Annotated in this window: 27 protein-coding genes; 12 read left to right on the forward strand and 15 right to left on the reverse strand. The window is 66.8% G+C overall.

The window, feature by feature from the left end:
• The first annotated feature begins 8 nt into the window (after nucleotides 1-8).
• Together ACTZWT_RS03705 and ACTZWT_RS03710 are read left to right on the forward strand one after the other, a co-directional pair.
• Nucleotides 9-1,229 (forward strand): efflux RND transporter periplasmic adaptor subunit, encoded by a 1,221-nt coding sequence (locus ACTZWT_RS03705; RefSeq protein WP_444768351.1) that lies wholly within the window; start codon nucleotides 9-11, stop codon nucleotides 1,227-1,229.
• A gap of 10 nt (nucleotides 1,230-1,239) precedes the next feature.
• A complete protein-coding gene (locus tag ACTZWT_RS03710; RefSeq protein ID WP_444768352.1) occupies nucleotides 1,240-2,829 on the forward strand; it encodes a DHA2 family efflux MFS transporter permease subunit in 1,590 nt (529 codons plus the stop codon).
• A 482-nt stretch (nucleotides 2,830-3,311) separates the two neighbouring features.
• On the opposite strand, the gene ACTZWT_RS03715 is transcribed toward ACTZWT_RS03710, so the two are convergent.
• Together ACTZWT_RS03715 and ACTZWT_RS03720 are read right to left on the reverse strand one after the other, a co-directional pair.
• Nucleotides 3,312-3,767 carry a GatB/YqeY domain-containing protein gene (locus tag ACTZWT_RS03715; RefSeq protein ID WP_444768353.1) on the reverse strand — a complete coding sequence of 152 codons (456 nt, stop codon included), beginning with the start codon at nucleotides 3,765-3,767 and terminating at the stop codon, nucleotides 3,312-3,314.
• 170 nt (nucleotides 3,768-3,937) lie between these two features.
• On the reverse strand, nucleotides 3,938-4,639 hold the full coding sequence (locus ACTZWT_RS03720) for an alpha/beta fold hydrolase (RefSeq protein ID WP_444768354.1): 702 nt from the start codon (nucleotides 4,637-4,639) through the stop codon (nucleotides 3,938-3,940).
• Nucleotides 4,640-4,788: 149 nt separating this feature from the next.
• Here ACTZWT_RS03720 and carA point away from each other — a divergent pair, with 149 nt between their 5' ends.
• Nucleotides 4,789-5,982 (forward strand): glutamine-hydrolyzing carbamoyl-phosphate synthase small subunit, encoded by a 1,194-nt coding sequence (gene carA, locus ACTZWT_RS03725; protein WP_444768355.1) that lies wholly within the window; start codon nucleotides 4,789-4,791, stop codon nucleotides 5,980-5,982.
• Between the two features lie 364 nt (nucleotides 5,983-6,346).
• On the opposite strand, the gene ACTZWT_RS03730 is transcribed toward carA, so the two are convergent.
• The 3 genes from ACTZWT_RS03730 to ACTZWT_RS03740 form a co-directional block, all read right to left on the reverse strand.
• Entirely contained in the window at nucleotides 6,347-7,222 is an 876-nt protein-coding gene (locus ACTZWT_RS03730; protein ID WP_444768468.1) for an SDR family oxidoreductase, read from the reverse strand.
• A gap of 302 nt (nucleotides 7,223-7,524) precedes the next feature.
• On the reverse strand, nucleotides 7,525-8,220 hold the full coding sequence (locus ACTZWT_RS03735) for a glutathione S-transferase family protein (RefSeq protein ID WP_444768356.1): 696 nt from the start codon (nucleotides 8,218-8,220) through the stop codon (nucleotides 7,525-7,527).
• A gap of 269 nt (nucleotides 8,221-8,489) precedes the next feature.
• The gene (locus ACTZWT_RS03740; RefSeq protein ID WP_444768357.1) at nucleotides 8,490-9,197 is read right to left on the reverse strand and encodes a glutathione binding-like protein; all 708 of its coding nucleotides are present in this window, start codon (nucleotides 9,195-9,197) and stop codon (nucleotides 8,490-8,492) included.
• Between the two features lie 172 nt (nucleotides 9,198-9,369).
• Between ACTZWT_RS03740 and uvrB the strand changes: the two genes are divergently transcribed.
• The 4 genes from uvrB to ACTZWT_RS03760 are packed head-to-tail and all read left to right on the forward strand — an operon-like array spanning nucleotide 9,370 to nucleotide 13,355.
• Nucleotides 9,370-12,372 (forward strand): excinuclease ABC subunit UvrB, encoded by a 3,003-nt coding sequence (uvrB, locus tag ACTZWT_RS03745; RefSeq protein ID WP_444768358.1) that lies wholly within the window; start codon nucleotides 9,370-9,372, stop codon nucleotides 12,370-12,372.
• 56 nt (nucleotides 12,373-12,428) lie between these two features.
• Complete coding sequence (locus tag ACTZWT_RS03750; RefSeq protein WP_444768359.1) at nucleotides 12,429-12,707, forward strand: type II toxin-antitoxin system RelE/ParE family toxin; 279 nt, start codon at nucleotides 12,429-12,431, stop codon at nucleotides 12,705-12,707.
• Nucleotides 12,659-13,024, forward strand: a complete 366-nt coding sequence (locus ACTZWT_RS03755) for a HigA family addiction module antitoxin (protein WP_444768360.1) — start codon at nucleotides 12,659-12,661, stop codon at nucleotides 13,022-13,024. The genes ACTZWT_RS03750 and ACTZWT_RS03755 overlap by 49 nt, the downstream gene beginning before the upstream one ends.
• A gap of 43 nt (nucleotides 13,025-13,067) precedes the next feature.
• Nucleotides 13,068-13,355 (forward strand): addiction module antidote protein, encoded by a 288-nt coding sequence (locus ACTZWT_RS03760; RefSeq protein WP_444768469.1) that lies wholly within the window; start codon nucleotides 13,068-13,070, stop codon nucleotides 13,353-13,355.
• Between the two features lie 97 nt (nucleotides 13,356-13,452).
• Here the strand turns inward: ACTZWT_RS03760 and ACTZWT_RS03765 are convergent, their stop codons facing one another.
• The 3 genes from ACTZWT_RS03765 to ACTZWT_RS03775 form a co-directional block, all read right to left on the reverse strand.
• Nucleotides 13,453-13,857: a DUF1236 domain-containing protein gene (locus ACTZWT_RS03765; RefSeq protein ID WP_444768361.1), complete on the reverse strand. Its 405-nt coding sequence runs from the start codon at nucleotides 13,855-13,857 to the stop codon at nucleotides 13,453-13,455.
• A gap of 154 nt (nucleotides 13,858-14,011) precedes the next feature.
• Nucleotides 14,012-14,326: a (2Fe-2S) ferredoxin domain-containing protein gene (locus tag ACTZWT_RS03770; RefSeq protein ID WP_444768362.1), complete on the reverse strand. Its 315-nt coding sequence runs from the start codon at nucleotides 14,324-14,326 to the stop codon at nucleotides 14,012-14,014.
• 436 nt (nucleotides 14,327-14,762) lie between these two features.
• Nucleotides 14,763-16,016, reverse strand: coding sequence for an acetyl-CoA C-acetyltransferase (locus tag ACTZWT_RS03775; protein WP_444768363.1), 1,254 nt, complete (start codon nucleotides 16,014-16,016; stop codon nucleotides 14,763-14,765).
• Between the two features lie 171 nt (nucleotides 16,017-16,187).
• On the opposite strand from ACTZWT_RS03775, the gene ACTZWT_RS03780 reads away from it, so the two are divergent.
• The 3 genes from ACTZWT_RS03780 to ACTZWT_RS03790 all read left to right on the forward strand — a co-directional run bounded on the left by ACTZWT_RS03780 (nucleotide 16,188) and on the right by ACTZWT_RS03790 (nucleotide 18,084).
• Nucleotides 16,188-16,583, forward strand: coding sequence for a hypothetical protein (locus tag ACTZWT_RS03780; protein WP_444768364.1), 396 nt, complete (start codon nucleotides 16,188-16,190; stop codon nucleotides 16,581-16,583).
• Between the two features lie 444 nt (nucleotides 16,584-17,027).
• Nucleotides 17,028-17,459, forward strand: a complete 432-nt coding sequence (locus ACTZWT_RS03785; RefSeq protein WP_444768365.1) for a nuclear transport factor 2 family protein — start codon at nucleotides 17,028-17,030, stop codon at nucleotides 17,457-17,459.
• Nucleotides 17,460-17,628: 169 nt separating this feature from the next.
• A complete protein-coding gene (locus ACTZWT_RS03790) occupies nucleotides 17,629-18,084 on the forward strand; it encodes a hypothetical protein (protein WP_444768366.1) in 456 nt (151 codons plus the stop codon).
• Between the two features lie 138 nt (nucleotides 18,085-18,222).
• Here ACTZWT_RS03790 and ACTZWT_RS03795 read toward each other — a convergent pair whose 3' ends face one another.
• The 3 genes from ACTZWT_RS03795 to ACTZWT_RS03805 all read right to left on the reverse strand — a co-directional run bounded on the left by ACTZWT_RS03795 (nucleotide 18,223) and on the right by ACTZWT_RS03805 (nucleotide 19,493).
• Nucleotides 18,223-18,372, reverse strand: coding sequence for a hypothetical protein (locus tag ACTZWT_RS03795; RefSeq protein WP_322514226.1), 150 nt, complete (start codon nucleotides 18,370-18,372; stop codon nucleotides 18,223-18,225).
• A gap of 145 nt (nucleotides 18,373-18,517) precedes the next feature.
• Complete coding sequence (locus tag ACTZWT_RS03800; RefSeq protein ID WP_444768367.1) at nucleotides 18,518-19,000, reverse strand: MaoC family dehydratase; 483 nt, start codon at nucleotides 18,998-19,000, stop codon at nucleotides 18,518-18,520.
• Between the two features lie 22 nt (nucleotides 19,001-19,022).
• On the reverse strand, nucleotides 19,023-19,493 hold the full coding sequence (locus ACTZWT_RS03805; RefSeq protein WP_444768368.1) for a MaoC family dehydratase: 471 nt from the start codon (nucleotides 19,491-19,493) through the stop codon (nucleotides 19,023-19,025).
• An 83-nt stretch (nucleotides 19,494-19,576) separates the two neighbouring features.
• Here ACTZWT_RS03805 and ACTZWT_RS03810 point away from each other — a divergent pair, with 83 nt between their 5' ends.
• Nucleotides 19,577-19,870, forward strand: coding sequence for a DUF4282 domain-containing protein (locus ACTZWT_RS03810; protein ID WP_011443034.1), 294 nt, complete (start codon nucleotides 19,577-19,579; stop codon nucleotides 19,868-19,870).
• Nucleotides 19,871-20,050: 180 nt separating this feature from the next.
• Here the strand turns inward: ACTZWT_RS03810 and ychF are convergent, their stop codons facing one another.
• From ychF to ACTZWT_RS03830, 4 genes are all read right to left on the reverse strand, one after another.
• A complete protein-coding gene (gene ychF / locus ACTZWT_RS03815; RefSeq protein ID WP_444768369.1) occupies nucleotides 20,051-21,148 on the reverse strand; it encodes a redox-regulated ATPase YchF in 1,098 nt (365 codons plus the stop codon).
• 129 nt (nucleotides 21,149-21,277) lie between these two features.
• Nucleotides 21,278-21,898 (reverse strand): aminoacyl-tRNA hydrolase, encoded by a 621-nt coding sequence (pth, locus tag ACTZWT_RS03820; RefSeq protein WP_444768370.1) that lies wholly within the window; start codon nucleotides 21,896-21,898, stop codon nucleotides 21,278-21,280.
• Nucleotides 21,899-21,916: 18 nt separating this feature from the next.
• On the reverse strand, nucleotides 21,917-22,639 hold the full coding sequence (locus ACTZWT_RS03825) for a 50S ribosomal protein L25/general stress protein Ctc (protein WP_011443037.1): 723 nt from the start codon (nucleotides 22,637-22,639) through the stop codon (nucleotides 21,917-21,919).
• A 288-nt stretch (nucleotides 22,640-22,927) separates the two neighbouring features.
• Nucleotides 22,928-23,206, reverse strand: a complete 279-nt coding sequence (locus ACTZWT_RS03830) for an accessory factor UbiK family protein (protein WP_322514233.1) — start codon at nucleotides 23,204-23,206, stop codon at nucleotides 22,928-22,930.
• A 200-nt stretch (nucleotides 23,207-23,406) separates the two neighbouring features.
• On the opposite strand from ACTZWT_RS03830, the gene ACTZWT_RS03835 reads away from it, so the two are divergent.
• Complete coding sequence (locus ACTZWT_RS03835; protein WP_444768371.1) at nucleotides 23,407-24,147, forward strand: dienelactone hydrolase family protein; 741 nt, start codon at nucleotides 23,407-23,409, stop codon at nucleotides 24,145-24,147.
• Nucleotides 24,148-24,152 lie beyond the last annotated feature (5 nt).

A 24,152-nucleotide genomic window follows, 5' to 3' on the forward strand; every position in this document is an offset into this window, starting at 1 on the left:
TGAGACCGATGAGCGCGGCTGACGTGATTTCCGCAAAGGGCGACGCCGCCCCGAGAGACGGCGGCCCGAGACAAGCCAGGCTGCAGGACGCCCCCGAACCGCGCGAAGTGGCAGAAAGCCGCCGCGCCGAGACGAAGGCGCGCCAGCCGTCGGCGCTCCCCGAGGCCGGGCAGGCGCCGCCGCCACCGCAGACGCCGGCCGGCCGGCGCGGCGTGATCCGGCAGCACCCGATCGCCACGATCGTCGGCGCCGTGCTGATCCTCGCCGGGATCGCCGCGGGCATCGCGTGGTATCTGCACGCGCGGCACTACGAGAGCAGCGACGACGCCTTCATCGACACCCGCGCGGTGCTGATCAGCCCGCAGGTGTCGGGCGCGATCGCAGCCGTCGACGTCACCGACAATCAGGTGGTGAAGGCCGGCGATCTGCTGGCGACCATCGACCCTCGCGACTACAAGGCCGCGGTCGATCAGGCCGCCGCGCAGATCCGCCAGGCCCGCGCCTCGATCGACGACATCGCCGCCCAGATCGGCGCGCAGCAGGCGCAGATCCAGCAGGCCAACCAGCAGGTGCAGGAAGCGCAGGCCGCGCTCGATTTCGCGATCGACGAAAACAGGCGCTATCAGGAGCTGGTGCAGAAAGGCGCCGGCACCGTGCAGCGCGCCCAGCAGGCGCAGTCCGATTTCACCAGCAAGACGGCCGCGCTCGACGCCGCCAATGCCGCGAGGCTCGCCGCCGCGCGACAGGTCGACGTGCTTCGCGCCAAACAGGAAGAGGCGCAGGCGCAGCTGCAGGCCGCGCAGGCGCAGAAGGAACAGGCCGACGTCAACCTGCAGCGCACCGAATTGCGCGCGCCGACCGACGGCCGGATCGCGAAACTCACCGGCGCCGTCGGCGCGCTGGCCTCGCCCGGCCAGGCCATCATGGTGCTGGTGCCGCTCGACGTCTGGGTGACGGCGAACTTCAAGGAGACCCAGCTCGAACTGATGCGCGTCGGCCAGAGCGTCGACATCCATATCGACGCCTACGACCGCTCCTTCCCGGGCCATGTCGACAGCATCCAGGCCGGCAGCGGCACCGCGTTCAGCCTGCTGCCCGCCGAGAACGCCACCGGCAACTACGTCAAGGTGGTGCAGCGCGTGCCGGTGAAGATCACCTTCGACCAGCGCCCCGACGTCGCGGTCGGCCCCGGCATGTCGGTGGTACCGACCGTCACCGTGCGTCCGTGAGGCCGGCGCGATGGCGGCGGAATCCCAGGCCCAAGATGGCGAATATGGCGGCGCCAATCCCTGGCTGATCGCGATCCTGGTGTCGGTCGCGACCTTCATGGAAGTGCTCGACACCACCATCGCCAATGTGGCGCTGCGCTACGTCGCCGGCGGCCTCGCCGTCAGCAGCGACGAGGCGTCGTGGGTGGTCACCACCTATCTGGTCGCCAATTCGATCGTGCTGTGCGCGTCCGGCTGGATCGCGCAGATGTTCGGCCGCAAGAGGTTCTTTCTGGTCTGTATCGCACTGTTCACGGTGAGTTCGCTGCTGTGCGGGCTGGCGTGGAATCTGCAATCGCTGCTGATCTTCCGCATCATGCAGGGGCTGGCCGGCGGCGGCATGACGCCGGTGGCGCAATCGATCCTCGCGGCGGCGTTCCCGCCGTCCAAACGCGGCCAGGGCTTCGCGCTGTACGGCATCGCCGTGGTGGTGGCGCCGGTGGTCGGGCCGACGCTCGGCGGCTGGCTCAGCGACAACCTGTCGTGGCACTGGTGCTTCCTGATCAACGTGCCGGTCGGCATCGCCTCGCTGGTGGCGATCTATCTGATCATCCCGACTTCCGCCCAACAGGAGAAGACCCGCGCGGCGCTGTGGGCGAAGGGGTTCAATTTCGACATCGTCGGCTTCCTGCTGGTCGCGACGTTTCTCGGCGCGCTCGAAGTGGTGCTCGACCGCGGCCAGGTCGACGACTGGTTCGGCTCGAGCTTCATCGTCGCCTTCGCGGTGATCTCGGCGCTGGCGCTGATCGCCTTCGTGCCGTGGGAGCTGTCGCGCGAGCGGCCGCTGATCGACATCCGGATGCTGGCCGGCCGGCAGTTCGGCACCTGCTTCATGATCATGCTGGCGACCGGCGCGCTGCTGATCGCGACCACGCAGATCCTGCCGCAGCTGCTGCAGGAGCGCTACGGCTACACCGCGACGCTGGCCGGCCTGGTGATTTCGCCGGGCGGCCTCGTGACGATGTGCATGATGCTGGTGGTCGGCCGGCTCGGCAAGATCCAGCCGCGCTGGCTGATCGCGCTCGGCGCCTGCATCTGCGCCGGCGCGATGGCCGATCTGCTGCGGCTGTCGCCCGACGCCGACTATTGGTACTTCGCCCTGTCGCGGATCTATCTCGGCCTCGGCCTGCCGCTGATCTTCATCCCGATCACCACCGCCTCCTATGACGGCATCCCGCCGGACAGGACCGACCAGGCCTCGGCGATGATCAACCTCGCGCGCAATTTCGGCGGCTCGATCGGCGTCTCGATCAGCCAGACCGTGCTGGCGCGGCGCGAGCAGTTTCACCAGAGCCGGCTCGGCGAACATGTCGGCGCGTGGAATCCGTATTTCCACGACACGCTGGCCGGCATCCAGAATTACTTGAGTAGCCAGCACGCCACCGGTGACGTCGCCGGCTCGGCGATGGCGGTGATCAACCAGATGGTGCAGAGCCAGGCGGCGTTCATGGCCTATATCGACGTGTTCATGACGCTGGCGCTGATCGCCGCCGTGATGGTCCCGCTGGCGCTGTCCCTGCGCACCGTGACGCGCAGCGACAAGCCGGCGATGGGGCATTGAATTGACGGAAGGCGGAGCGACGGAAGGCCGGACCACGAGACCCCTCGCGCCCGCTCGCGGCGAGAGATCGCGGCCCTATCGCCGAGCACGGCGAGCTCCCTCGCCCCGCCCTTGCGGGGAGAGGGGTGGGGTGAGGGGCGAGGCGCGGCACGGACTCTCGGCTTTGTGGAAACGCCCCCTCACCCGCCCGGCTTCGCTGCGCTACGCCGGGCGACCTCTCCCCGCGCGCGGGGAGAGGTGAGGCTGTGCCGGCTTGTGCGGCTGATAGAAGTAAGCGTTGAAACAGCGACCGCCCGGTGAGATATCACGCCCCCTCCCCAAGCACGGCGAGCTCCCTCGCCCCGCTCTTGCGGGGAGAGGGTCGGGGTGAGGGGCGAGGCGAGTCGCGGACTCTCGGCTTTGTGGAAACGCCCCCTCCGCCCGGCTTCGCTGCGCTACGCCGGGCGACCTCTCCCCGCGCGCGGGGAGAGGTGAGGTCGGTGCTAACCGGTCAGCGCCGCCTTGACCAAACCGCTGGCCTTGCCGAAATCCATCTGGCCGGCGTATTTCGCCTTCAGGGCGGCGATCACCTTGCCCATGTCCTTGATGCCGGCGGCGCCGGTTTCGGTGATGGTTGCGGCGATCGCGGATTTGACGTCGTCCTCGGACATCTGCTGCGGCAGATAGGCCTGGATCACCGCGATCTCGGCGCGCTCCTGATCGGCCAGCTCGGCGCGGCCGCCCTTGTCGTAGAGCTCGACCGATTCCTGGCGCTGCTTGATCATCTTCTGGAACACGCCGAGCAGATCGCCGTCGCTGAGCGGCGGCTTGCCCTGCCCGCGCGCCTCGATGTCGGCGTTCTTGATGGTCGAATTCATCATCCGCAGCGTCGAGAGCTTGCGCTCGTCCTTGGCGCGCATCGCGTCCTTGACGGCGTTGTTGATATCGTCGCGCAGCATGTCGGGCTCCTTGAAATGTCGTCCTCGACTTCACCGTCATTGCGAGCGAAGCGAAGCAATCCAGGGCTCCGCATCCGGGGCTCTGGATTGCTTCGTCGCTGCGCTCCTCGCAATGACGAGGGGACGGTCTGTCGCGCCTGATGTAGGCCGTCTCCGGCCCTGAAACAACACTAGTTCCGCAGCCAGTCCACCAGCGCGGCCGCCGTGGCGGCCGGCTGCTCGATCTGCGGCAGGTGACCGCAATCGGGGATGATCACAAGTCTGGCGCCTTCGATGCCGTCCGCCATCTCCTGCGACAGGCTGTTGGGAATGGTGGCGTCGGAGTCGCCGGAGATCACCAGGGTCGGGCAGCGGATCGTCCCCAGGGTGGGGCGCGAATCGGCGCGGGCGATGATCGCGCGCTGCTGGCGGACGAAGCCGGCGGCGCCGACATCGTCGCCCATCTCGTGGACGATGCGCTGCAAGGCGTGATCCTCGCGGCGCGCCGGATGCACGAAGCCCGGATACAGAACGTCGAGCACCGCATGAAGCTGGCCGGATTCGGCCTGCGCGATCTGCCGGGTGCGGCGCTCGCTGGCCTCCGGGCTGTCCGGCCGCGCCTGGGTGTTGATCAAGGCCAGCCGCGCCACCCGCTCCGGCGCCTGCCGCATGATCTCGAAGGCGATGTAGCCGCCCATCGAATGCCCGGCCAGCGCGAAGCGCGGCGGCGCCTCGGCCAGGATCCGGCGGGCGATCGCCGCCATGCTGTCGTCGCGGATGTGGTTGGCGACCGTCACCGGGCCGCGGCCCCACAGCGCCGGCAGCACCGGGGCGTAGATCCGCGGCGAGCCGGCCAGCCCCGGAATCAGCACGATCGGCAACGAAGTGTCCATGAAACCTCCCTTGGCGCACGAATCCGTCCCGCGCGGCCGGTCACGAAACTAGACAGCGAAAATCCCCTGTCAAATATCGTCGAAAACCGAACGAATTGCCCTGCTGCGCGCTTTGACGTCGGCAGGGCCTCGGACTATGTAATGCGCTCATGACCAATTCAGCATCCAATCCCGCCTGGCCGGACCACAAACCGACCGCGCTGCTCGTGCTCGCCGATGGCACCGTGTTCGAGGGCTTCGGCCTCGGCGCGGAGGGGCACGCCGTCGGCGAGGTCTGCTTCAACACCGCGATGACCGGCTATGAGGAGATCCTCACCGATCCGTCCTATGCCGGGCAGCTCATCACCTTCACCTTCCCGCATATCGGCAATGTCGGCACCAACGACGAGGATATCGAGACGGTGAACATGGCGGCGACGCCGGGAGCCCGCGGGGTGATCCTGCGCAGCGCCATCACCGACCCGTCGAATTATCGCTCGTCGCGCAATCTCGACGGCTGGCTGAAGGCGCGCGGCATCATCGGCCTGTCGGGCATCGACACCCGCGCGCTGACCGCGCTGATCCGCGACAAGGGCATGCCGAACGCGGTGATCGCCCACGCGCCGGACGGCAAGTTCGACCTGCACGCGCTGAAGGAAGAAGCCCGCGAATGGCCCGGCCTCGAGGGCATGGACCTGGTGCCGATGGTGACCTCGGCGCAGCGCTTCAGCTGGGACGAGACGCCGTGGGCCTGGGGCGAAGGTTTCGGCCGGCAGGACAAGCCTGAGTTTCACGTTGTGGCGATCGACTACGGCGTCAAGCGCAACATCCTGCGGCTGCTCGCCGGCGAAGGCTGCAAGGTCACGGTAGTGCCGGCGACCACCTCGGCCGAAGACATTCTGGCGCTGAAGCCGGACGGCGTGTTCCTGTCGAACGGCCCGGGCGACCCGGCCGCCACCGGCAAATACGCGGTGCCGGTGATCCGTGAGGTGATCGCGTCGGGCGTGCCGACCTTCGGCATTTGTCTCGGCCACCAGATGCTCGGCCTGGCGCTCGGCGGCAAGACCGTGAAGATGCATCAGGGCCACCACGGCGCCAATCATCCGGTCAAGGATCTCACCACCGGCAAGGTCGAGATCACCTCGATGAACCACGGCTTCGCGGTCGACAAGACCACGCTGCCGGACAATGTGCAGCAGACCCACGTGTCGCTGTTCGACGACAGCAATTGCGGCATCGCGCTGGCCGACCGGCCGGTGTTCTCGGTGCAGTATCACCCGGAGGCTTCGCCGGGCCCGCGCGACTCGCACTATCTGTTCCGCAGGTTCAGCGATCTGATGCGGGCGAAGAAGAGTGCGGCTTAAGGCGCTTGCTGGGCTGATGGGCTAGCGCCTACAGCGCCGTCATCCTGAGGTGCGCGCCCTTGCGCGCCTCGAAGGATGCGGAGACGAGCGGCGGCGGTCGCATGCCCGCGGCCCATCCTTCGAGGCTCGCTGCGCTCGCACCCCGGATCAAGTCCGGGGCAGGCTCTCAGGATGACGGGTCGCACGTCGCGGGCTCTCTCAGGATGACGGGTCTCGCGTCGCGGGCTCTGCCAAACATCCCGACGTCATGGCCGGGCTTGCCCCGGCCATCCACGGCTTGCTTCGTATCGTCGGCCGTCAAACGTGGATGCCCGGCACAAGGCCGGGCATGACGCGTCGTGTGGTCGAAGTCAGCGTCTGAACGCTACGGCAGCCCGCCGCCGCCCATGGCGCCGTAGACCTGGCCGGTGGAATAGCTGGCGTCGTTGGCGGCGAGCTGGACGTAGATCGAGCACAGCTCGGCCGGCTGGCCGGGGCGGCCCATCGGCGTGGTGCCGCCGAACTTCTCCAGCTTCTCCATCGTGGCGCCGCCGGAAACCTGCAGCGGCGTCCAGATCGGACCGGGCGCGACCGCGTTGACCCGGATGCCCTTCGGCGCGAGCTGCTTGGCGAGCGAGCGGACGTAGTTGGTGGTCGCCGCCTTGGTCTGGGCGTAGTCGTACAATTCCGCCGACGGATCGGTGGCCTGCTCCGACGAGGTGCCGATGATGCAGGAGCCGGGCTTCAGATGCGGCAGCGCCGCCTTGGTGGTCCAGAACGGCGCGTAGATGTTGGTCTTCATCGTCGCGTCGAAATCCTCCGAGCTGATGTCGAGGATGGAGGCGCGGGTCTGCTGCCGTGCCGCGTTGTTGACGAGAATGTCGAGGCCACCGAGCTGCTGCACCGTCTGCTCGACGAGCTGCCTGCAGAAATTCTCGTCGCGCAGATCGCCGGGGATGGCGACGCCGTTGCGGCCGGCGTCCTTGATCAGCTTGATCACCTGCTGCGCGTCTTCTTCTTCGGCCGGCAGATAGTTGATGGCGACGTCGGCGCCTTCGCGCGCGAAGGCGATCGCCGCGGCGCGGCCCATGCCGGAATCGCCGCCGGTGATCAGTGCCTTGCGCCCGGCGAGGCGGCCGGAGCCCTTATAGCTCTGCTCGCCGTGATCCGGCGGTGGGTTCATCTTCGAGGCCAGGCCGGGCCACGGCTGTTCCTGACGCTGGAACGGCGGCCTCGGATATTTGTCGATCGGGTTCTGCATCGTCGCCTCGGGGCTGCGGCCGGTGGTGCCGACGGTCCGGGAATCCTGCGCGAAGGCCGGCGCGGCCGCGGCCGCGACGCCGATCACACCGGCGCCGGCGCCGCCGACCACATCTCGTCGAGTGAACTTGTCGGTCATGAATCCGTCCTGTTGTGTCACCGCCAACAGCAGCCGCGCGCGATCGTTCCGCGCAGCCGGACGATGCCGCGCCGTCATGCGATCGCCGCGCGCCGGACGATCAGAAAGTCAACCAGACGTGATCGGGAACCGCCGCGCGGCGACGCGGCGTGCCCGCGGGCCGATCACACCGGATAGCCGCCGGAGCGGCGCGCCATGCCGCCGAACGCGTCGAGCAGCCGGTCGCGCCAGGCGTGGACCGGATCGTCGGGCTTCAGCAGCGCGAAATCGCTGACGGCGCGGGCCCACTGGAAGCCGCCGAACGCGATGTAGTCGGCGTAGTTCGGCTGCGCGCCGCCGATGAAGGGCTGCGTCTTCAGCGTCAGCCGCAGCGGGTCGAGCGACTTGCGGAAGCCTTCGACCGCGGTGTCGCGCGTGCTCGCGACCTCCGCCAGCGTCCTGCCGAAGCGCGCCTCTCGGGACTGGCGGAAATACGCGGCGTCGTCGGGACCGAGCTGCTGGACGATGTCGGCAACGATCAGCGGCGCCAGGCCGGCGACCAGGGTGACGTCGCCCCAGGCGTTGATCATCCGCGCCATCGCGCGGCCGCCGTCGCCGCCGAACAGCGACGGCCGGTCGGGATAAGTATCTTCGAGATAATTCGCGATCGTCCAGGAGTCGCAGACGGATTTGTCGCCGTCGAGCAGCACCGGCACCTTCTCGGAGCTGTACGGCGCGATCGCCGATTTCTCGGTGAAGCGCCACGGGATGGTCTCGGCTTCGAGCCCCTTGTGCGCCAGTGCCATCCGGATCCGCCAGCAATACGGCGAAAACGGCCGCGTCGCGTCGGCGCCGACCAGTTCGAACAGTTTGAGAGTCATGGTGCGGTCCCCAGCCCTGTTACGTGTCGGCAACGCCGGCGTGATCGTCTTGCGTCCGCCTCACCGCTGCGCGTCATCGCCGGACTTGATCCGGCGATCCATCCTTCTTCAAGAGGATGGATGCCCGGGTCAAGCCCGGGCATGACGGGATTGGTGATACGACGGCCGTCATTCCGGGGTGCCGCGCAGCGGCGACCCGGAATCTCGCGGTGATCTGAACGCCGGGATTCCGGGTTCGCGCTGCGCGCGCCCCGGAATGACGACACCAATTACTTCACCACCGCGGCGGTCTGGCCAAACAGCAACTTCTTTTCGTCCTCGGTGCGGATCGTCGGCTGGCCGAAATCGGGGTTGACCTCCTTGGCCCTGGCGTAGGCGCGCACGGTCGCCGGGCGCGCGGCGATCGCCTCGAGCCAGCGCTTCAGATTCGGGAAGTCGTCGATGTTCTGGCTCTGGTTCTTGTGCGGCACGATCCACGGATAGCTCGCCATATCGGCAATTGAATACTCGCCGGCGAGGAAGTCGCGGTCGGCGAGGCGCTTGTTGAGCACGCCGTAGAGCCGGTTGGTCTCGTTGACGTAGCGGTTGATGGCGTAGGGGATTTTCTCGGGCGCGTAGTTGTTGAAATGGTGGTTCTGCCCGGCCATCGGCCCGAGCCCGCCCATCTGCCAGAACAGCCATTGCAGCGCGTCGTTGCGGCCGTAGAGATCCTTCGGCAGGAAGCGCCCGGTCTTGTCGGCCAGATACAGCAGGATCGCGCCGGATTCGAACACCGACAGCGGCTTGCCGCCGCCGGCAGGCGCGTGATCGACGATCGCCGGCATCCGGTTGTTCGGCGCGATCGCCAGAAAATCCGGCTTGAACTGGTCGCCCTTGCCGATGTTCACCGGCACGATCTTGTAACCGAGTTCCGCCTCTTCGAGAAACATCGTGATCTTGTGGCCGTTCGGCGTGGTCCAGTAATACAAATCGATCATCGGGTGTTTCCTGTGGCTGACGCTTGCAAAGTGGATGCGATTGCATGAACTTTGACGGAACGCCGCGCCGAGTCAATATAGGGAACCGGGCTGCGGGCATGCGGAGATGCCGCGAGGCGCGCATGCAAGACTCGCCCTTTTCACGCTGCGCCCCCGGTCCCATATTCCGCCCATGGCCAAATCTCCCGATTCCCAAAGCAAGCCCCGCGCGAAAGCCAAGGCGCTGTCCAAGGCTCCGTCCAAGGCTCCGTCCAAGGCGCCGAAATCCAAGGCGCATCGGCCGGACGTGAAGCCGATCGGGCCGGCGCTGGCGGAACTGCTCAACCCGGCGATCAACCGCGGCGATGCCGGGATGGGCTCGGGCACCGGGCTGCAGCCGCCGCCGGACAATTCACGCGACCGCCGCACCGGCGGCGAAGCCGCGGTGCATCGCGGCCGGGCCTCGACGGCGAAGACGTTGGGCGACGAAGCCGCGCCGCGGCCGACGTCACTTCAACCCGCACCGCAGCCGCCGGGCGCGCGGCGCGGCGGCTTCGACGAAGCCCCGCAAGCCAATTACGGCACCGCCGCCACCATCCCGACGCTGGATCCGGAACTGGCGCGGCAGCTCGGGCTGCCGACCGAGGAGGACGACGCGGCCGCGATGGCGCGGCCGCCGCGCAACAAGATGGAGGCGCTCGGCGTGCAGGCCACCGCCGAGGCGCTGGAGAGCCTGATCCGCGAGGGCCGGCCGGAATTCAAGGGCGATGACGGCAACGTCAAGCTGTGGGTGCCGCACCGGCCGCCGCGGCCGGAGAAATCCGAAGGCGGCGTGCGCTTCGTCATCAAGTCGGACTACGAGCCGAAGGGCGACCAGCCGACCGCCATCAAGGAACTGGTCGAAGGCATCGACCGCAACGATCGCACCCAGGTGCTGCTCGGCGTCACCGGCTCGGGCAAGACCTACACCATGGCCAAGGTGATCGAGGCGACGCAGCGGCCGGCGATCATTCTGGCGCCGAACAAGACGCTGGCGGCGCAGCTCTACGGCGAGTTCAAGAGCTTCTTCCCGGACAACGCCGTCGAGTATTTCGTCTCGTATTACGACTACTACCAGCCCGAGGCCTACGTCCCGCGCACCGACACCTATATCGAGAAGGACTCCTCGATCAACGAGCAGATCGACCGGATGCGGCATTCGGCGACGCGCGCGCTGCTGGAGCGCGACGACGTCATCATCGTCGCCTCGGTGTCGTGCATCTACGGTATCGGCTCGGTCGAGACCTACACGGCGATGACCTTCGCGCTGAAGAAGGGCGAGCGGATCGACCAGCGCGCGCTGATCGCCGATCTGGTGGCGCTGCAATACAAGCGGACGCAGGCCGACTTCACCCGCGGCACGTTTCGCGTACGCGGTGATGTCATCGACATTTTCCCGGCGCACTATGAAGACCGCGCCTGGCGGGTGAAGATGTTCGGCGACGAGGTCGAGGCGATCGAGGAGTTCGACCCGCTCACCGGCCACAAGCAGGACGAGCTGGAATTCGTCAAGATCTACGCCAATTCGCACTATGTGACGCCGCGGCCGACGCTGATCCAGGCGATCAAGTCGATCAAGAGCGAGTTGAAATGGCGGCTCGATCAGCTGCACGCGCAGGGCCGCCTCTTGGAGGCGCAGCGGCTGGAGCAGCGCACCACCTTCGACATCGAGATGATGGAGGCGACCGGCAGCTGCGCCGGCATCGAGAACTACTCACGCTACCTCACCGGCCGCCGCCCCGGCGAGCCGCCGCCGACGCTGTTCGAATACGTGCCCGACAACGCGCTGGTGTTCGCCGACGAGAGCCACGTCACCGTGCCGCAGATCGGCGGCATGTTCAAAGGCGACTTCCGGCGCAAGGCGACGCTGGCCGAATACGGCTTCCGGCTGCCGTCCTGCATGGACAACCGGCCGCTGCGCTTCGAGGAATGGGACATGATGCGGCCGCAGAGCGTGGCGGTGTCGGCGACGCCGGCGGCGTGGGAATTGAACGAATCCGGCGGCGTGTTCGTCGAACAGGTGATCCGCCCGACCGGGCTGATCGACCCGCCGGTCGACATCCGCCCGGCGCGCACGCAAGTGGACGATCTGGTCGGCGAAGTCCGCGCCACCGCCAATGCCGGCTATCGCTCGCTGATCACCGTGCTGACCAAGCGGATGGCGGAAGACCTCACCGAGTTCCTGCATGAGCAGGGAATCCGCGTGCGCTACATGCACTCCGACATCGACACCATCGAGCGCATCGAGATCATCCGCGACCTGCGGCTCGGCGCGTTCGACGCGCTGGTCGGCATCAATCTGCTGCGCGAAGGCCTCGACATTCCGGAATGCGCACTGGTGGCGATCCTCGACGCGGACAAAGAGGGATTCCTGCGCAGCGAGACCTCGCTGATCCAGACCATCGGCCGCGCCGCGCGAAACGTCGACGGCAAGGTGATCCTCTACGCCGACCACATCACCGGCTCGATGCAGCGCGCGATGGACGAGACCGGCCGCCGCCGCGAGAAGCAGATCGAATACAACACCGCGCACGGCATCACGCCGGAGAGCATCAAGAAGTCGATCGGAGATATTCTGGGCTCGGTGTACGAGCGCGACCACGTGCTGGTCGAGATCGGCGACGGCAAGGGCTCGGGCTTCACCGACGACGCCGCGGTGATCGGGCACAATTTCGGCGCCGTGCTGGCCGATCTCGAAACGCGGATGCGCGAGGCCGCCGCCGACCTCAACTTCGAGGAAGCCGCGCGGTTGCGCGACGAGGTCAAACGCCTGCGCGCCACCGAGTTGGCGGTGAGCGACGATCCGACGGTGAAGCAGCGCGGCGTCGCCGCCAAGGCCGGCAGCTACAAGGGCGACAAACAATTCGGCGCCTCCGCCAACCTGCCGAAACTCTCGACCGAACGCGGCGGCAACAACACCCCGCGCAGCAAGGTGCACAAGCCCGACCTCGACGAAATGGGCATCGCCGGCTGGCACGAAGTGAAGAAAGTGCAACGCGCCAAGCCGCGCAAGCCGACGCTCGACGAGATGGGCCCGGGCACCGAAAGCAGGATCTTCCAGCCGACCAACAGCCGCGAGTCGGGTCCGGAATTCGGCCCGGCGCCGCGCAGCAGCGGCGGCGCACCGGGGCATCGCGGGGGGTGGAAGAAGAGGTAGCGGGTGCCGGGGCCATTCCCCTTGCGCTATTCCCTTCGGGAGAATAGCCTTCCGCGATGATCCGCTCGTTCCGGAGCCAGGCGACCGCGCGATTGTTCGCCGACGAGGATGTGCCGCGTTTCCGCGCCATCGAGCGGCAGGCCCGGCGCAAGTTGCTCCTACTGGATGGTGCCGCGAAGCTGGATGATCTGCGCCAGCCTCCCGGCAACAGGCTCGAAGCTCTGAAAGGGGATCGCCGCGGTCAATACTCGATCCGCATCAACGATCAATGGCGGATCTGCTTCGAATGGCGCGACGACGGCGCGGAGATGGTCGAGATTGTGGACTATCACTAGAGGCGGTCAGGATGGCCAAGACCAAGCAACTCCCCCCGATTCCTCCCGGCGAGATTCTGATTGAGGAGTTCATGCGGCCGAACGGCATCAGCCAGAACCGGCTGGCGCGCGACATCGACGTCAACCCGGCACGGATCAACGACATCGTGCACGGCCGCTCCGCCATCACCGCTGCCGTCGCCCTGCGGCTGGCGAAATATTTCGGCACGACGCCCGAACTGTGGATGAACCTGCAGGCCTCCTACGACCTGCGCCGCGCCCGCGCCGCAGACTGGCCCGCGATCGAGCCGCGCGTCCGCGTTCTCGCCGCGGAGTAGACGGGCTGCGGAAGCGACTGGCCCGGGAGTTGGAGGATTGAGCCTGGTGCGCACCACACCGTTCGACGTGGCCGACTATCTCGAGAGCCCGGAAATGATCGCAGAGTATCTCACCGAAGCGTTCGAATCCGAGGACCCGGTGCTGATTACCAAGGCGATCGGCGCGGTCGCGCGCGCCAAAGGCATGAGCGGCGTCGCGGAGGACACCGGGCTGTCGCGGGAGAACCTGTATCGCGCGCTCGGCGGCGACGCCAAGCCGGAATTCGCGACCGTGCTGAGGGGGCTGCATGCGCTCGGCATCAGCCTGGTGGCGCAACCGCGCGCGGCATAGGGGGCAGCACGAAAGAAGAGGCAAGGGACGCGCTACGTCCCCGCCGCAACCAGGATTCTGGAAAACGGCGGAGACGGTGCGCCCCGGGGGCCGGTGCTTACTGCTCGCGGATCACCCCGGCCACCCGATCGTTGTTCGGATTGACCAGCACGATCTTGTCGTCGAGCATGGCGTAGCGATAGTTGCGGACGATCGGCACGTCCTGCTGCGCCTGCTGAGGCAACCGCTCGATCCGGATGCCGCTCGGAACGGTCTCGCCGACCTTGCCTTTGAAGCCGTCGGGGGCATCTTGCTCGCGGGCGCCCTCGCTGATCCGGCTCCACAATTGCCGCTTCTGCTCATCGCTCAGCGTCAGCCGGCCGCCCTTCGCGGTCGATCCGACCGTGGTCTGCGACATGTTGTCGGCGCGGTTTTCCGACTTCGACATGCTGTCGGCCGCAGCCACCGTCGCGCCGCCGACAAGCATACTTCCCGCGAGAACCATCGACAGGTAATTCTTCATATTCCCTCCTTTTCGCTGTTGGCCTATCGGACCAACGCGACGCCCCCGGCAGCGTTGCCTCGACGATCGCTCGCCGGTTCACAAGACTGTGTGAGAACGCCGTGCTGGAATGCCGCAGCGATCAGTACCGTCGGGCACGATGGAGGACCGGACGCTATTCCGGCATCAGCACCGCCACCGCCTCCCCTGCCCCCTTCGCGTCCTCCACCAGCACATACTCACCGCGCCCCAGCGTCGTCACGCTGGCGGTGACGACGGCGCGCTTCGGGCAGATGCCGAGGCAGCCGGTGGTGACGAGCCTGGCGCGCTTGCCGCCATGCGCGGCGACGCGGCTCTTCAGCTCGGCCTTCAGCGCCTGCTTGAGTGTCTTGCCGTCGTCGATGCGGGACAGGCACTTGCCACAGATCAGCACCGGCGGCGGACGTTTGGGGCGGAGGATGGCGGGGGATGTCTGAGGCATCCATGTCATATAGGCACGATCGCGGATCGTAGGATGGGTTGAACGCAGTGAAACCCATCGTCAGACCGTGCGTGCTGATGGGTTTCGCTGCGCTCAACCCATCCTACGGTCTCGAAACTGTGGCTCCGTCATTGCGAGGAGGCGAAGCCGACGAAGCAATCCAGCGCCCCGTGCACAGCAATGCTGGATTGCTTCGCTGCGCTCGCAATGACGTTGAGAGGACAATGCTCGATTGTCCTGTCCGCACGCGTCGCAGGCCTCCACCTCTTCAAAACGAGCCAAGCAAGGACGTGGATGGCCGGGTCGAGCCCGGCCATGACGGATGGAGAGTTTAGGCAAAAACAAAGGGCGGCGCATCCGGCGCCGCCCTTTTCAGTCAGCTCAGTGCCTCAACGACGCGCGAGCGGCGGCTCGCTGCCGCACCGTGCGTAGCCGTCCCCTCGCCTCACACCCGCTCGATGATGATCGCGGGCGCCATGCCGCCGGCGGCGCACATCGTGACGAGACCGCGCTTGAGGCCGCGGCGCTCCAGTTCGTCGAGCACGGTGCCGATCAGGATCGCGCCGGTGGCGCCGATCGGGTGGCCGAGCGCGATCGCGCCGCCGTTGACGTTGACCTTCTCACGATCGAGATCGAGGTCGCGGATGAACTTCTCGGTGACCACGGCGAAGGCTTCGTTGATCTCCCACAGGTCGATGTCGTCCTTGGTGAGCCCGGCCTTGGCCAGCACCTTCTTGGCCGCCGGCACCGGGGCGTTCAGCATCAGCGTCGGGTCGTCGCCGATATTGGCCATCGCCACGATTTTCGCGCGCGGCTTGAGGCCGTGGGCGTCGGCGTAGGCCTTCGAGGTCAGCAGCACCGCGGCGGCGCCGTCGACCACGCCCGAGGAATTGCCGGCGTGGTGGACGTGCTTGATCTCGAGGTCGGGATACTTCTGGTTGATCTGCTTGCGATAGGTCGTGCCCTTGTCGTCGAGCGGATAGTCCGCCATCGCGGTGAAGGCCGGCTTCAGCGCGGCGAGGCCTTCGGCGGTGGTTTCGGGGCGCGGATACTCGTCCTTCGCCAGTACGACGTTGCCGTCGTCGTCCTTGACCGGAACGATGCTCTTGTCGAAGCGGCCTTCCTTGATGGCGATCGCGGCGCGGCGCTGGCTCTCCAGCCCGAGCGCGTCGAGCGCCTCGCGGCTGATGCCTTCCATGCTGGCAATGGCGTCGCCGCAGATTCCCTGATGCGACTGCGGATGCACCTTGGCGAGCCGGGCGTTGCCCGAGCCCATGCCGAGCGGCGGCTTGCCGGCCGCCATGTCCTCGGCGGCCATTGCGCCGGTCAGCGACATCATCTCGGTGCCGCCGGCGATCACCACGTCCTCCATGCCGCTCATGATCTGCGCCGCGGCGAAGTTCACCGCGGTGATGCCGCCGCCGCAGAAACGGTCGAGCGTGGTGCCGGAGGCCTTGATGTCGTAGCCGGCGTCGAGCGCCGCCATGCGGCCGAGGTCGCCGCCCTGCTTGCCGCGCTGGGTCGAGGTCGACCAGATGATGTCGTCGACTTCGGCGGTGTTGAGTTTGTTGCGCTCGGCGATGGCCTTGAGCACGGCGGCGGCGAGATGTTGCGGATGCATCTCCGCCAGTTTGCCCTTGCCGACCTTGCCGATCCCGCGCGGGGTGCGGACGGCGTCGATGATGTAGGCTTCGGCCATTTTCTTGTTCTCCCAGGGTTCTTGGATTTTGTTGGGCGCGAGATTGTCCGAGCGGGTTGCGAAGTCAAGCCCGCCGCGCGCCGACACGCCCTGCGCGGCGAATTGCCATTCGCTGCGCGGCCACGCATATTCCGCCGCAACGAATGTTCGTTGATCTGGGGGACTACAGGAATGGCCGACGCCGATCTGGATGGCATCATCCGGCAGCTTGCGAAGCAGCAGAACAAGACGCTCACCGGCGCGGTGAAGGCCCGGCGCGATCACTATCTCGGCCTCGCCGCCAAGGCGAAGGACGCCGGCGGCAAGGCGCGCGCCAAGGAACTCGCCAAGGCGGCGATGGAGCAAGGCCTCGCCGCGGCGAAGCGGCTGCAGGTCGCGGCCGACAACGCGGCGGACTCCTACGCCCGCGCGATGCGCAAGGCGGCCGAGACCGCGGCGGCCGCCGTCGCTGCGGAGACCAAACCGGTGGCGAAGAAGGCCGGCGGCGGCACCACCGCCGCGAAGGCCGCGAGGCCGAAACCCGGCAACAAGCCGGCGAAGCGCAAGGCGGGCAAAGCGAAGGCCTAGTAGTTCGACAAGATTGCACACGCGCGGCCTGCGGCGACCAACCCGGTCGCCTAGACGGCACGCGTGCAAACGCCGTCGGCCAGAGCGCCTGATCGACGGACGCAGCGCGAATGCGCGGGCGCGGGCGGTCAACTCTTGGTGAGCGGACGCCGCGCCCCCGGCTGTTGGCCCGGACGGCGGCGGCCGCGACGGCCGGAACCGGGGCAGACCCCGAGTCATTTGTACACAAACAAGATGAAACCTAGCCGGAGAGGCGGGTTCTGCCGCTGTTTCAGGCGGAACTCGGGCCCCGCCATTTTTTGTGCACTGCACAAAAAGTAGTTGCAAGTTTAATCAAATGGTTCTAATCCGTTCGCATTAGCGCAGCAAAGGCGTGGCGACATCGATGTCGCCCTGGCGCCGCTGTCCCGAAGTAACCCCAGTTCTCACGACCCGGACCAATTCATGACAGAGCACAGCCTCTGGCGTTTCTCGCGCGCTTTGCATCGCGCGCTCGACGAACGCCGACTTGATGACCTGGCGAATATCATCGACGAGGACGTCGATTGGGCGATCTATGGCCCGATCGAGATGTTTCCGTTCTTCGGCGCGCGCCACGGCAAGGCCGCGGTGCTCGAGGTCTGCCGGCAGATCGCCGACAACATCCGCATCCATCGCTACGATCGCGAGGCGATCATGCTCGGCGTCGACACCTCCGCATCGATGATCCGCTACTCGCTGACCGCGCTCGATACCAACAAGCCGATCAGCCTGCGACTGGCGCAGTTCGCGCAGTTCAGGGCCGGCAAGCTGGTCAGCATGCGGATTCTGATCGATACGTTCGACCTGGTCGAACAGGCGATCGGCCATCCGATCGACCTGCCGCGGATCGCCTGAGCGCAGGCTCCGGCTGCGGCTGTTAGGACTTGGTTAGCGAATTCGTGGAAACACCGGGTGGCCGCCGCAGATTGGCCGCGATGCGGTCAAAATGCGCTGCACTGATAGCTGCGCAAATGGCGTGCGGGGACACACCGCGCTGCTCGACGCTCACCAAGGGGAACAGCCGATGAATGCCATTCCATCCGAGAAACTCGACACGCCCGAGACCGACGAGAACCTCGCTGCGGTCTCCGAAGTCGAAGCCGGTATCCGCGACTTCGTCCGCAACGACATCGCCTATCTGCGCCGGCCGTCGCCGGGCGCGCTGAGCGGCACCGAGACGCCGGCGTCCTCGACCGCGCCGTCGTCGCCCGCGCCGTCGCTCGACGCCAGCGCGGAGGCCACCGTCTCCAACGTCAATTCGCTGATCCAGCGCGTCGCCGGCACCTCACTCGCCGAGATCGAGAACCTGATCGGTGAACTCGAAGCGCTGCGCGACCTGCTGCACGCCGAAGGCCAGCGCGTCCAGCGCGAGATCTCGGGCTACGCCCAGCTCAGCCAGCAGGCGATGAAGTCGACCCGCATGATCGCCGACAACGTCTCGCAGTGGAAACGCTCCGCCGAGAACCTGCGCAACGGCTGAGGCCGCGCGCGACGCTCGAGCAGAAGCCCACGCCGAATCCAATGCAGCCATCGCGAGGTGGCTGCATTTTTCGTGGGTGAGACTGGCTTGGTGAGGAAGTCTTAAGGAGCGGCGAAGCGCGCGCTCGGCGACGTCAGCTCAGCGGCTGGAGGTCGTAACGGTCGGCGCGTCGAACGAGTAGGCCCCGTCGGCATAGCCCTTCACCACCATGCCGGTGGTGACAATCACGGCCAGGGTAATGGTGGCGAAGATGAAGCCCACCCACTTGAGTCCTACTTGGTCCGCCATCGTCCTCTGATCCCCTTGCCCTGCCGGTCTATCGAGCAATGCCCGTGCAGGGTTCACAACGTCTTAATAACGTGGCCGTTCCGGGCCCGTCTCCCCGAAAAACCCGGCATTAGGTTAAAATGCCGACGGCTGTTGCTCGCACGCCTCACTCGGTCGCCGGACGCCGCGGCACGAAGGCCGTGGCGAGAAACGAGAACACCAGTTCGCCGCGCTGATTGGTGCCGGTGTTGCGGGCCTGGACGATTCCCCACTCCGGACGCGAATCAGACGGCCGCACGGATTCGACCAGATTGGCGTAGGTGACGGTGTCGCCGGCGAGCACCGGCTTGATCCAGCGCAGATCGCGAAAGCCCGGCGACGGGCCCCACACCGCGACATCTTCGCCGCGCGCAGCCTCCGCGGCCGCCTCCCGCTGGCGCTCGAGCACCAAGAGCCGCATGCACGCCGAGGCGATGTGCCAGCCCGACGCCGCGAGCCCGCCGAACAGCGATTGACGGCCCGCCTCCTCGTCGAGATGAAACGGCTGCGGATCGAACTGCTGCGCGAAGGCGACGATCGATTCGGCCGTGAAGGTGTAGGCGCCGATCTCGCGGCGCTGGCCGACCTGCATGTCTTCGAAAAAACCCATCGGGCGGTCTCGGCTCTTCTCGCTAACTGGCTTCGGTCGCGACGCCCGCTTGGCGGCGCCGGATGATGATCGGCGAGACCATCTCGCACAGCATCTGACCCTTGCCGTTGCGGACGTGGCATTTGAACGTGACGATGCCGGTGTCGGGCCGGCTGTTCGACACCCGCGCCTCGACCACGTCGACCTCGATGGTGAGATCGTCGCCGGGACGCAGCGGCGCCATCCATCGCATCTCGTTGACGCCGGGCGAGCCGAGCGAGGCGGTGTTCTTGATGTAGCCGTCGAACATCATCCGCATCATGATCGAGCACAGATGCCAGCCCGAGGCGGACAGCCCTTTCAGCATCGACCCCGCGGCGGCGCGCTCGTCGAGGTGCATCGGCTGCGGATCGAATTCGGTGGCGAACGCGACGATCTCCTCGCGCGTCACGCGGCGAGGACCGAAGCGGCCGAAGTGGCCGGGGGGGAAATCTTCGAAGCTGAGGAGGGTCATGGCATTTGCTGGCGGGAGGCCCGATTGTGGCCGTTATTGGCGGCAATCACAAGCCACGATCCGGGGCTGCTGGGGAGACCACAATGTTCAATTTTCGCGACCTGTTCCAATGGGACCGTTTCATCACGCCGACGATCATCAAGCCGTTCTACTGGCTGGTGATCGCGCTGACGGTGCTGTTCGGAATTTCGGGCGTGTTCTCCGGCCTGGCGGCGATGGCGGTGTCGCCTTTCGGCGGCTTCATCCTGGTGCTGTCGAGCCTCGCCTCGATCCTGGTCGGCATCGTCTTCACCCGCATCATCGCCGAGTTCATCCTGATCGTGTTCCGCATCAACGAGCATCTCGGCGCGATCCGCGATCAGCAGGGGTTTCGATAGAAAGAGATCGTCATTCCGGGGCGCCGCGTAGCGGCGAGCCCGGAATCCATATCCCCTGCATCAATGTCCTGCACGACGGCCTGACATTTCGACCATGCGTCACAGCAGCGCTGCGGCGTATGGATTCCGGGTTCTCGCGGCGCGAGCCCCGGAATGACGAGCTTAAAGGCTTTGCCGACCTCAGGTGTTGAACCGGAAATGCATCACGTCGCCGTCGGCGACGACGTATTCCTTGCCTTCGAGCCGCAGCTTGCCGCCGTCGCGGGCGCCGGCTTCGCCGCCGAGCCCGACATAGTCGTCATACGCGATGGTTTCGGCGCGGATGAAGCCCTTCTCGAAATCGGTGTGGATCACGGCGGCGGCCTGCGGCGCCTTGGTGCCCCTGGTGATGGTCCAGGCGCGGGCTTCCTTCGGGCCGACGGTGAAGTATGTGATCAGATGCAACAGCTCGTAGCCGGCGCGGATCAGCCGGTCGAGGCCGGCTTCGTGCAGCCCGAGCGTATCGAGGAAATCGGCGCGCTCCGCGCGCGACAACGTCGCGATCTCGGATTCGATCTTGGCGGAAATCACCACCGCGACCGCGCCTTCTTCCTTGGCGCGCGCCATCACCTGCTCGGAAAAGCCATTGCCCTCGGCGGCGGAGCCTTCCTCGACGTTGCAGACGTACAGCACCGGCTTCGACGTCAGCAGGCCGAGCATCCGGAACGCGCGCTCTTCCTCCGGCTTGCGCTCGAGGAAACGCGCCGGCCGGCCCTCGCGCAGCAGCGCGAGCGCGCGGGTGACCAGTTCGAGCTGCTCCTTGGAATCCTTGTCGCCGCCCTTGGCCTTCTTGGTCAGGTTGTCGACGCGCTTCTCGAGGCTGTCGAGATCGGCGAGCATCAGCTCGGTCTCGATGGTGTCGATATCCGCGATCGGCGCGACCCGGCCCTCGACATGGGTGATGTCGCCGTCCTCGAAGCAGCGCACGACGTGCGCGATCGCGTCGACCTCGCGGATGGTGGCGAGGAACTGGTTGCCGAGGCCCTCACCCTTGGAGGCGCCCTTCACCAGCCCGGCGATGTCGACGAAGGTCAGCCGCGTCGGAATGATCTGCTGCGACTTGCCGACCTCGGCGAGCTTGTCGAGCCGCGGATCCGGCACCGCGACCTCGCCGACATTCGGCTCGATGGTGCAGAACGGATAGTTGGCCGCCTGCGCCGCCGCGGTCTCGGTCAGCGCATTGAACAGCGTCGACTTGCCGACATTCGGCAGCCCGACGATCCCGCATTTGAATCCCATGGTATGTCCCGCTGTTCGAGGCCGTCGCGGCGCTTTAAAGTTCGACCGTCGTGCGCGGGCTTGACCCGCGCATCCATCTTCTTCGAAGAAGATGGATCGCCGGGTCAAGCCCGGCGATGACGGCTTCGATTACTTGTCGCGCTCGCCGCCTTTGGCCTGTTTCTCGTTGTCCAGAAATCCCCTGGCCTGCATTGCCAGATGCACCTTGTTGGCGAAGGTGGCGTCTTTTCCCTTGGCGATCAGGCCGGCATTGTCGGCGGCAATCTCGCACAGCGCCGCGACCCAGGGACGCTCGCTCTTGGCGAAATCGCCGAGCACGTGATTGTGCACCAGTTCCTTCACCCCCGGATGACCGACGCCGAGCCGCACCCGCAAGTAATCATTGCCGATATGCGCCGAGATCGAGCGCAGGCCGTTGTGCCCGGCGATGCCGCCGCCGACCTTCACGCGAACCTTCGCCGGCGGCAGTTCGATCTCGTCGTGAAACACCGCGACCTCGCTCTGCCCGATCTTGTAGAAGCTCGCGGCTTCCTGCACGGCGCGGCCGGACTCGTTCATGTAGGTGAGCGGCTTCAGCAGCGTGATCCGCTCACCGTCCAGCGTGCCGTCGGCGGTCTCGCCCTGAAAGCGACGGCGCCATGGCGAGAAGCCATGACGCCGCGCGATCTGGTCGATGACCATGAACCCGATGTTGTGCCGGTTGTCCTGGTACTTCGCACCCGGATTGCCCAGCCCGACAAACAAGCGCATGCCGCGGCGTCCCGCGGATTACTTCTTCTTGGCTGCCGGAGCCGCCGGAGCCTTGGCCGCGCCGGCCTTGGCCGCCGGGGCCGCAGCAGCCGGAGCCTTGGCCGCACCAGCCTTGGCGGCGGGAGCCGCGGCGGCAGCCGCAGGCGCGGCACCAGGTGCAGCCGCCTCTTCGTTGAAGCCCGACGGCGGCACGATGGTGACCAGCGTGACGTCTTCGCGCGACACCGACTTGACGCCCTTGGGCAGCGCGATGTCCGACAGATGCAGCGACACGCCGATGTCGAGCGTCGAGACGTCGGCCTCGATGAACTGCGGGATCGCGTCGGCTGGCGCCTCGAGGTCGACGGTGTGGGTGACGATGTTGAAGGTGCCGCCGCGCTTGACGCCCGGCGCGCTTTCGAGACCCTTCAGATGCAGCGGCACGCTGATGCGGATGGTCGCACCTTCGCCGAGCCGCAGGAAGTCGACATGGACCGGGAAATCCTTGACCGGGTCGAGGTGATAGTCGCGCGGGATCACACGGTGCTTCTGGCCGTCGAGGACGACGTCGAAGATCGTGGTGAGGAAGCGGCCGGCCTGAATGCGCAGGCGCAGGTCCTTGTCCTCGACCGAGATCGGCAGCGGGGGCTTATTGTCTCCGTAGATCACTCCGGGCACTCGGCCGGCGCGACGCTCTGCCCGGGCGGCCCCCTTGCCGCTCTTCGGACGTGCGGTCGCCTTGAATTCCATGACGGTCGCCATCGTTTAAGTCCTTGATCTGTAAAAAGTTAAAGGCCGCAACGCGGCCCATGCGAACGCCGCGGCAAGCCTCCAGGGGTGCGGGGGCCGCGGTCGTGCCGGGTTTCTAGCCGCAAAGGCGGGAAATGACAAGGAAATCGGGGGCCATACCCTCGCGATTCCCCTGCACTGCCTCATCCTGAGGAGCCCGGCGCAGCCGGGCGTCTCGAAGGATGGCTGCGAGGACAGGCCGTGCCGCCTCATGGTTCGAGACGGCCGCTGCGCGGCCTCCTCACCATGAGGGGCTGATGCTCACGCCATCGCGGTCGGGGGCTCGGAGCCGCCGCCGAGCTTCGCCTCCAGCGCCGCGATCCGCGCCTTGAGGGCCTCGTTCTCCTCGCGGGCGAGCCGGGCCATGTCCTTGACCGCCTCGAACTCCTCGCGCTTGACGATGTCGAGGTCGCGCAGGATCTTTTCGGCCTGGCTGCGCACCACCGAATCGACCTCGCGCTTGACGCCCTGCGCCGCGCCGGCGGCGTCGTTCATCAGACGGCCGATCTCGTCGAAAATCCGGTTGTTGGTCTGCGTCATGTCGAGAACTCCGGGTCGCTTGGCGCGAGGTTGCAGTCGAAACTGTTGCCGGTCGAAACCGGCCTGGACGAAACAATGGCGATGGCGCCGGTGCACTTCAAGGCGCCTGCGCGGCGTCTCCGCCGCCTTGTCAGCGTCGGCATTCCTTGCGATGTTCCCGGCGGCATCGCAAGGCCCATTCGAGAGGATCGGTCGTCCGCATGATCGAGCAACAGATCGACATCCCGACCCTCGACGGCCGCGTCAGCACCTTCATCACCCATCCCGAACGCAACGACCCGCATCCGGTGGTGCTGTTCTTCATGGATGCGCCGGGGATCCGCGAGGAACTGCGCAGCATGGCGCGGCGGCTCGCCACCTGCGGCTATTATGTGATGCTGCCGAGCCTGTATTACCGTTCCGGCGTGTTCGAACTCGGCCCGATCCCCGCCGACGACGAGGCCCCCGAGCGCAAGCGGATGTACGAATTGATGGGCTCGCTCAGCATCGCGATGGTGATGCGGGACGTCAAGGCGCTGCTCGACTTCGCCGCGATGCGGCCCGCCGCCAGCAAGGGCCCGGCCGGTGCGGTCGGCTATTGCATGAGCGGCCGTTACGCGATCAGCGCCGCCACCCACTTCCCCGACCGGGTCAAGGCCGCGGCATCGATCTACGGCACCCATCTGATGACCGACGCGGCGGACAGCCCGCACCGCACGGCGCACAAGGCCAGCGGCGAGCTGTATTTCGCCTGCGCCGAGACCGACCGCTGGGCGCCGCCGGAGATGATCGCCGCGCTGCGCGAGTCGCTCGCCGCCGACGGCGTCGATGCCGAGGTGGAAATCTATCCCGGCACGCAACACGCCTTCGCCTTTCCGCAGCGGCCGGTCTACAACCGCGACGCCGCCGAACGGCATTGGGAACGACTTTTGGCGTTGTACCGGCGCAGGCTTCAGGATTAAGCGAA

The sequence above is a fragment of the Rhodopseudomonas sp. NSM genome, from assembly GCF_052445935.1.
Lineage (GTDB): Bacteria > Pseudomonadota > Alphaproteobacteria > Rhizobiales > Xanthobacteraceae > Rhodopseudomonas.

What these genes read in the sequence shown, in the direction of transcription:
- ACTZWT_RS03705 (WP_444768351.1), top strand. Translation starts at nt 9, where the DNA reads ATGAGCGCGGCTGACGTGATTTCCGCAAAGGGCGACGCCGCCCCGAGA.
- ACTZWT_RS03710 (WP_444768352.1), top strand. Translation starts at nt 1,240, where the DNA reads ATGGCGGCGGAATCCCAGGCCCAAGATGGCGAATATGGCGGCGCCAAT.
- ACTZWT_RS03715 (WP_444768353.1), bottom strand. Translation starts at nt 3,767, where the DNA reads ATGCTGCGCGACGATATCAACAACGCCGTCAAGGACGCGATGCGCGCC.
- ACTZWT_RS03720 (WP_444768354.1), bottom strand. Translation starts at nt 4,639, where the DNA reads ATGGACACTTCGTTGCCGATCGTGCTGATTCCGGGGCTGGCCGGCTCG.
- carA (WP_444768355.1), top strand. Translation starts at nt 4,789, where the DNA reads ATGACCAATTCAGCATCCAATCCCGCCTGGCCGGACCACAAACCGACC.
- ACTZWT_RS03730 (WP_444768468.1), bottom strand. Translation starts at nt 7,222, where the DNA reads ATGCAGAACCCGATCGACAAATATCCGAGGCCGCCGTTCCAGCGTCAG.
- ACTZWT_RS03735 (WP_444768356.1), bottom strand. Translation starts at nt 8,220, where the DNA reads ATGACTCTCAAACTGTTCGAACTGGTCGGCGCCGACGCGACGCGGCCG.
- ACTZWT_RS03740 (WP_444768357.1), bottom strand. Translation starts at nt 9,197, where the DNA reads ATGATCGATTTGTATTACTGGACCACGCCGAACGGCCACAAGATCACG.
- uvrB (WP_444768358.1), top strand. Translation starts at nt 9,370, where the DNA reads ATGGCCAAATCTCCCGATTCCCAAAGCAAGCCCCGCGCGAAAGCCAAG.
- ACTZWT_RS03750 (WP_444768359.1), top strand. Translation starts at nt 12,429, where the DNA reads ATGATCCGCTCGTTCCGGAGCCAGGCGACCGCGCGATTGTTCGCCGAC.
- ACTZWT_RS03755 (WP_444768360.1), top strand. Translation starts at nt 12,659, where the DNA reads ATGGCGCGACGACGGCGCGGAGATGGTCGAGATTGTGGACTATCACTA.
- ACTZWT_RS03765 (WP_444768361.1), bottom strand. Translation starts at nt 13,857, where the DNA reads ATGAAGAATTACCTGTCGATGGTTCTCGCGGGAAGTATGCTTGTCGGC.
- ACTZWT_RS03770 (WP_444768362.1), bottom strand. Translation starts at nt 14,326, where the DNA reads ATGACATGGATGCCTCAGACATCCCCCGCCATCCTCCGCCCCAAACGT.
- ACTZWT_RS03775 (WP_444768363.1), bottom strand. Translation starts at nt 16,016, where the DNA reads ATGGCCGAAGCCTACATCATCGACGCCGTCCGCACCCCGCGCGGGATC.
- ACTZWT_RS03780 (WP_444768364.1), top strand. Translation starts at nt 16,188, where the DNA reads ATGGCCGACGCCGATCTGGATGGCATCATCCGGCAGCTTGCGAAGCAG.
- ACTZWT_RS03785 (WP_444768365.1), top strand. Translation starts at nt 17,028, where the DNA reads ATGACAGAGCACAGCCTCTGGCGTTTCTCGCGCGCTTTGCATCGCGCG.
- ACTZWT_RS03790 (WP_444768366.1), top strand. Translation starts at nt 17,629, where the DNA reads ATGAATGCCATTCCATCCGAGAAACTCGACACGCCCGAGACCGACGAG.
- ACTZWT_RS03795 (WP_322514226.1), bottom strand. Translation starts at nt 18,372, where the DNA reads ATGGCGGACCAAGTAGGACTCAAGTGGGTGGGCTTCATCTTCGCCACC.
- ACTZWT_RS03800 (WP_444768367.1), bottom strand. Translation starts at nt 19,000, where the DNA reads ATGGGTTTTTTCGAAGACATGCAGGTCGGCCAGCGCCGCGAGATCGGC.
- ACTZWT_RS03805 (WP_444768368.1), bottom strand. Translation starts at nt 19,493, where the DNA reads ATGACCCTCCTCAGCTTCGAAGATTTCCCCCCCGGCCACTTCGGCCGC.
- ACTZWT_RS03810 (WP_011443034.1), top strand. Translation starts at nt 19,577, where the DNA reads ATGTTCAATTTTCGCGACCTGTTCCAATGGGACCGTTTCATCACGCCG.
- ychF (WP_444768369.1), bottom strand. Translation starts at nt 21,148, where the DNA reads ATGGGATTCAAATGCGGGATCGTCGGGCTGCCGAATGTCGGCAAGTCG.
- pth (WP_444768370.1), bottom strand. Translation starts at nt 21,898, where the DNA reads ATGCGCTTGTTTGTCGGGCTGGGCAATCCGGGTGCGAAGTACCAGGAC.
- ACTZWT_RS03825 (WP_011443037.1), bottom strand. Translation starts at nt 22,639, where the DNA reads ATGGCGACCGTCATGGAATTCAAGGCGACCGCACGTCCGAAGAGCGGC.
- ACTZWT_RS03830 (WP_322514233.1), bottom strand. Translation starts at nt 23,206, where the DNA reads ATGACGCAGACCAACAACCGGATTTTCGACGAGATCGGCCGTCTGATG.
- ACTZWT_RS03835 (WP_444768371.1), top strand. Translation starts at nt 23,407, where the DNA reads ATGATCGAGCAACAGATCGACATCCCGACCCTCGACGGCCGCGTCAGC.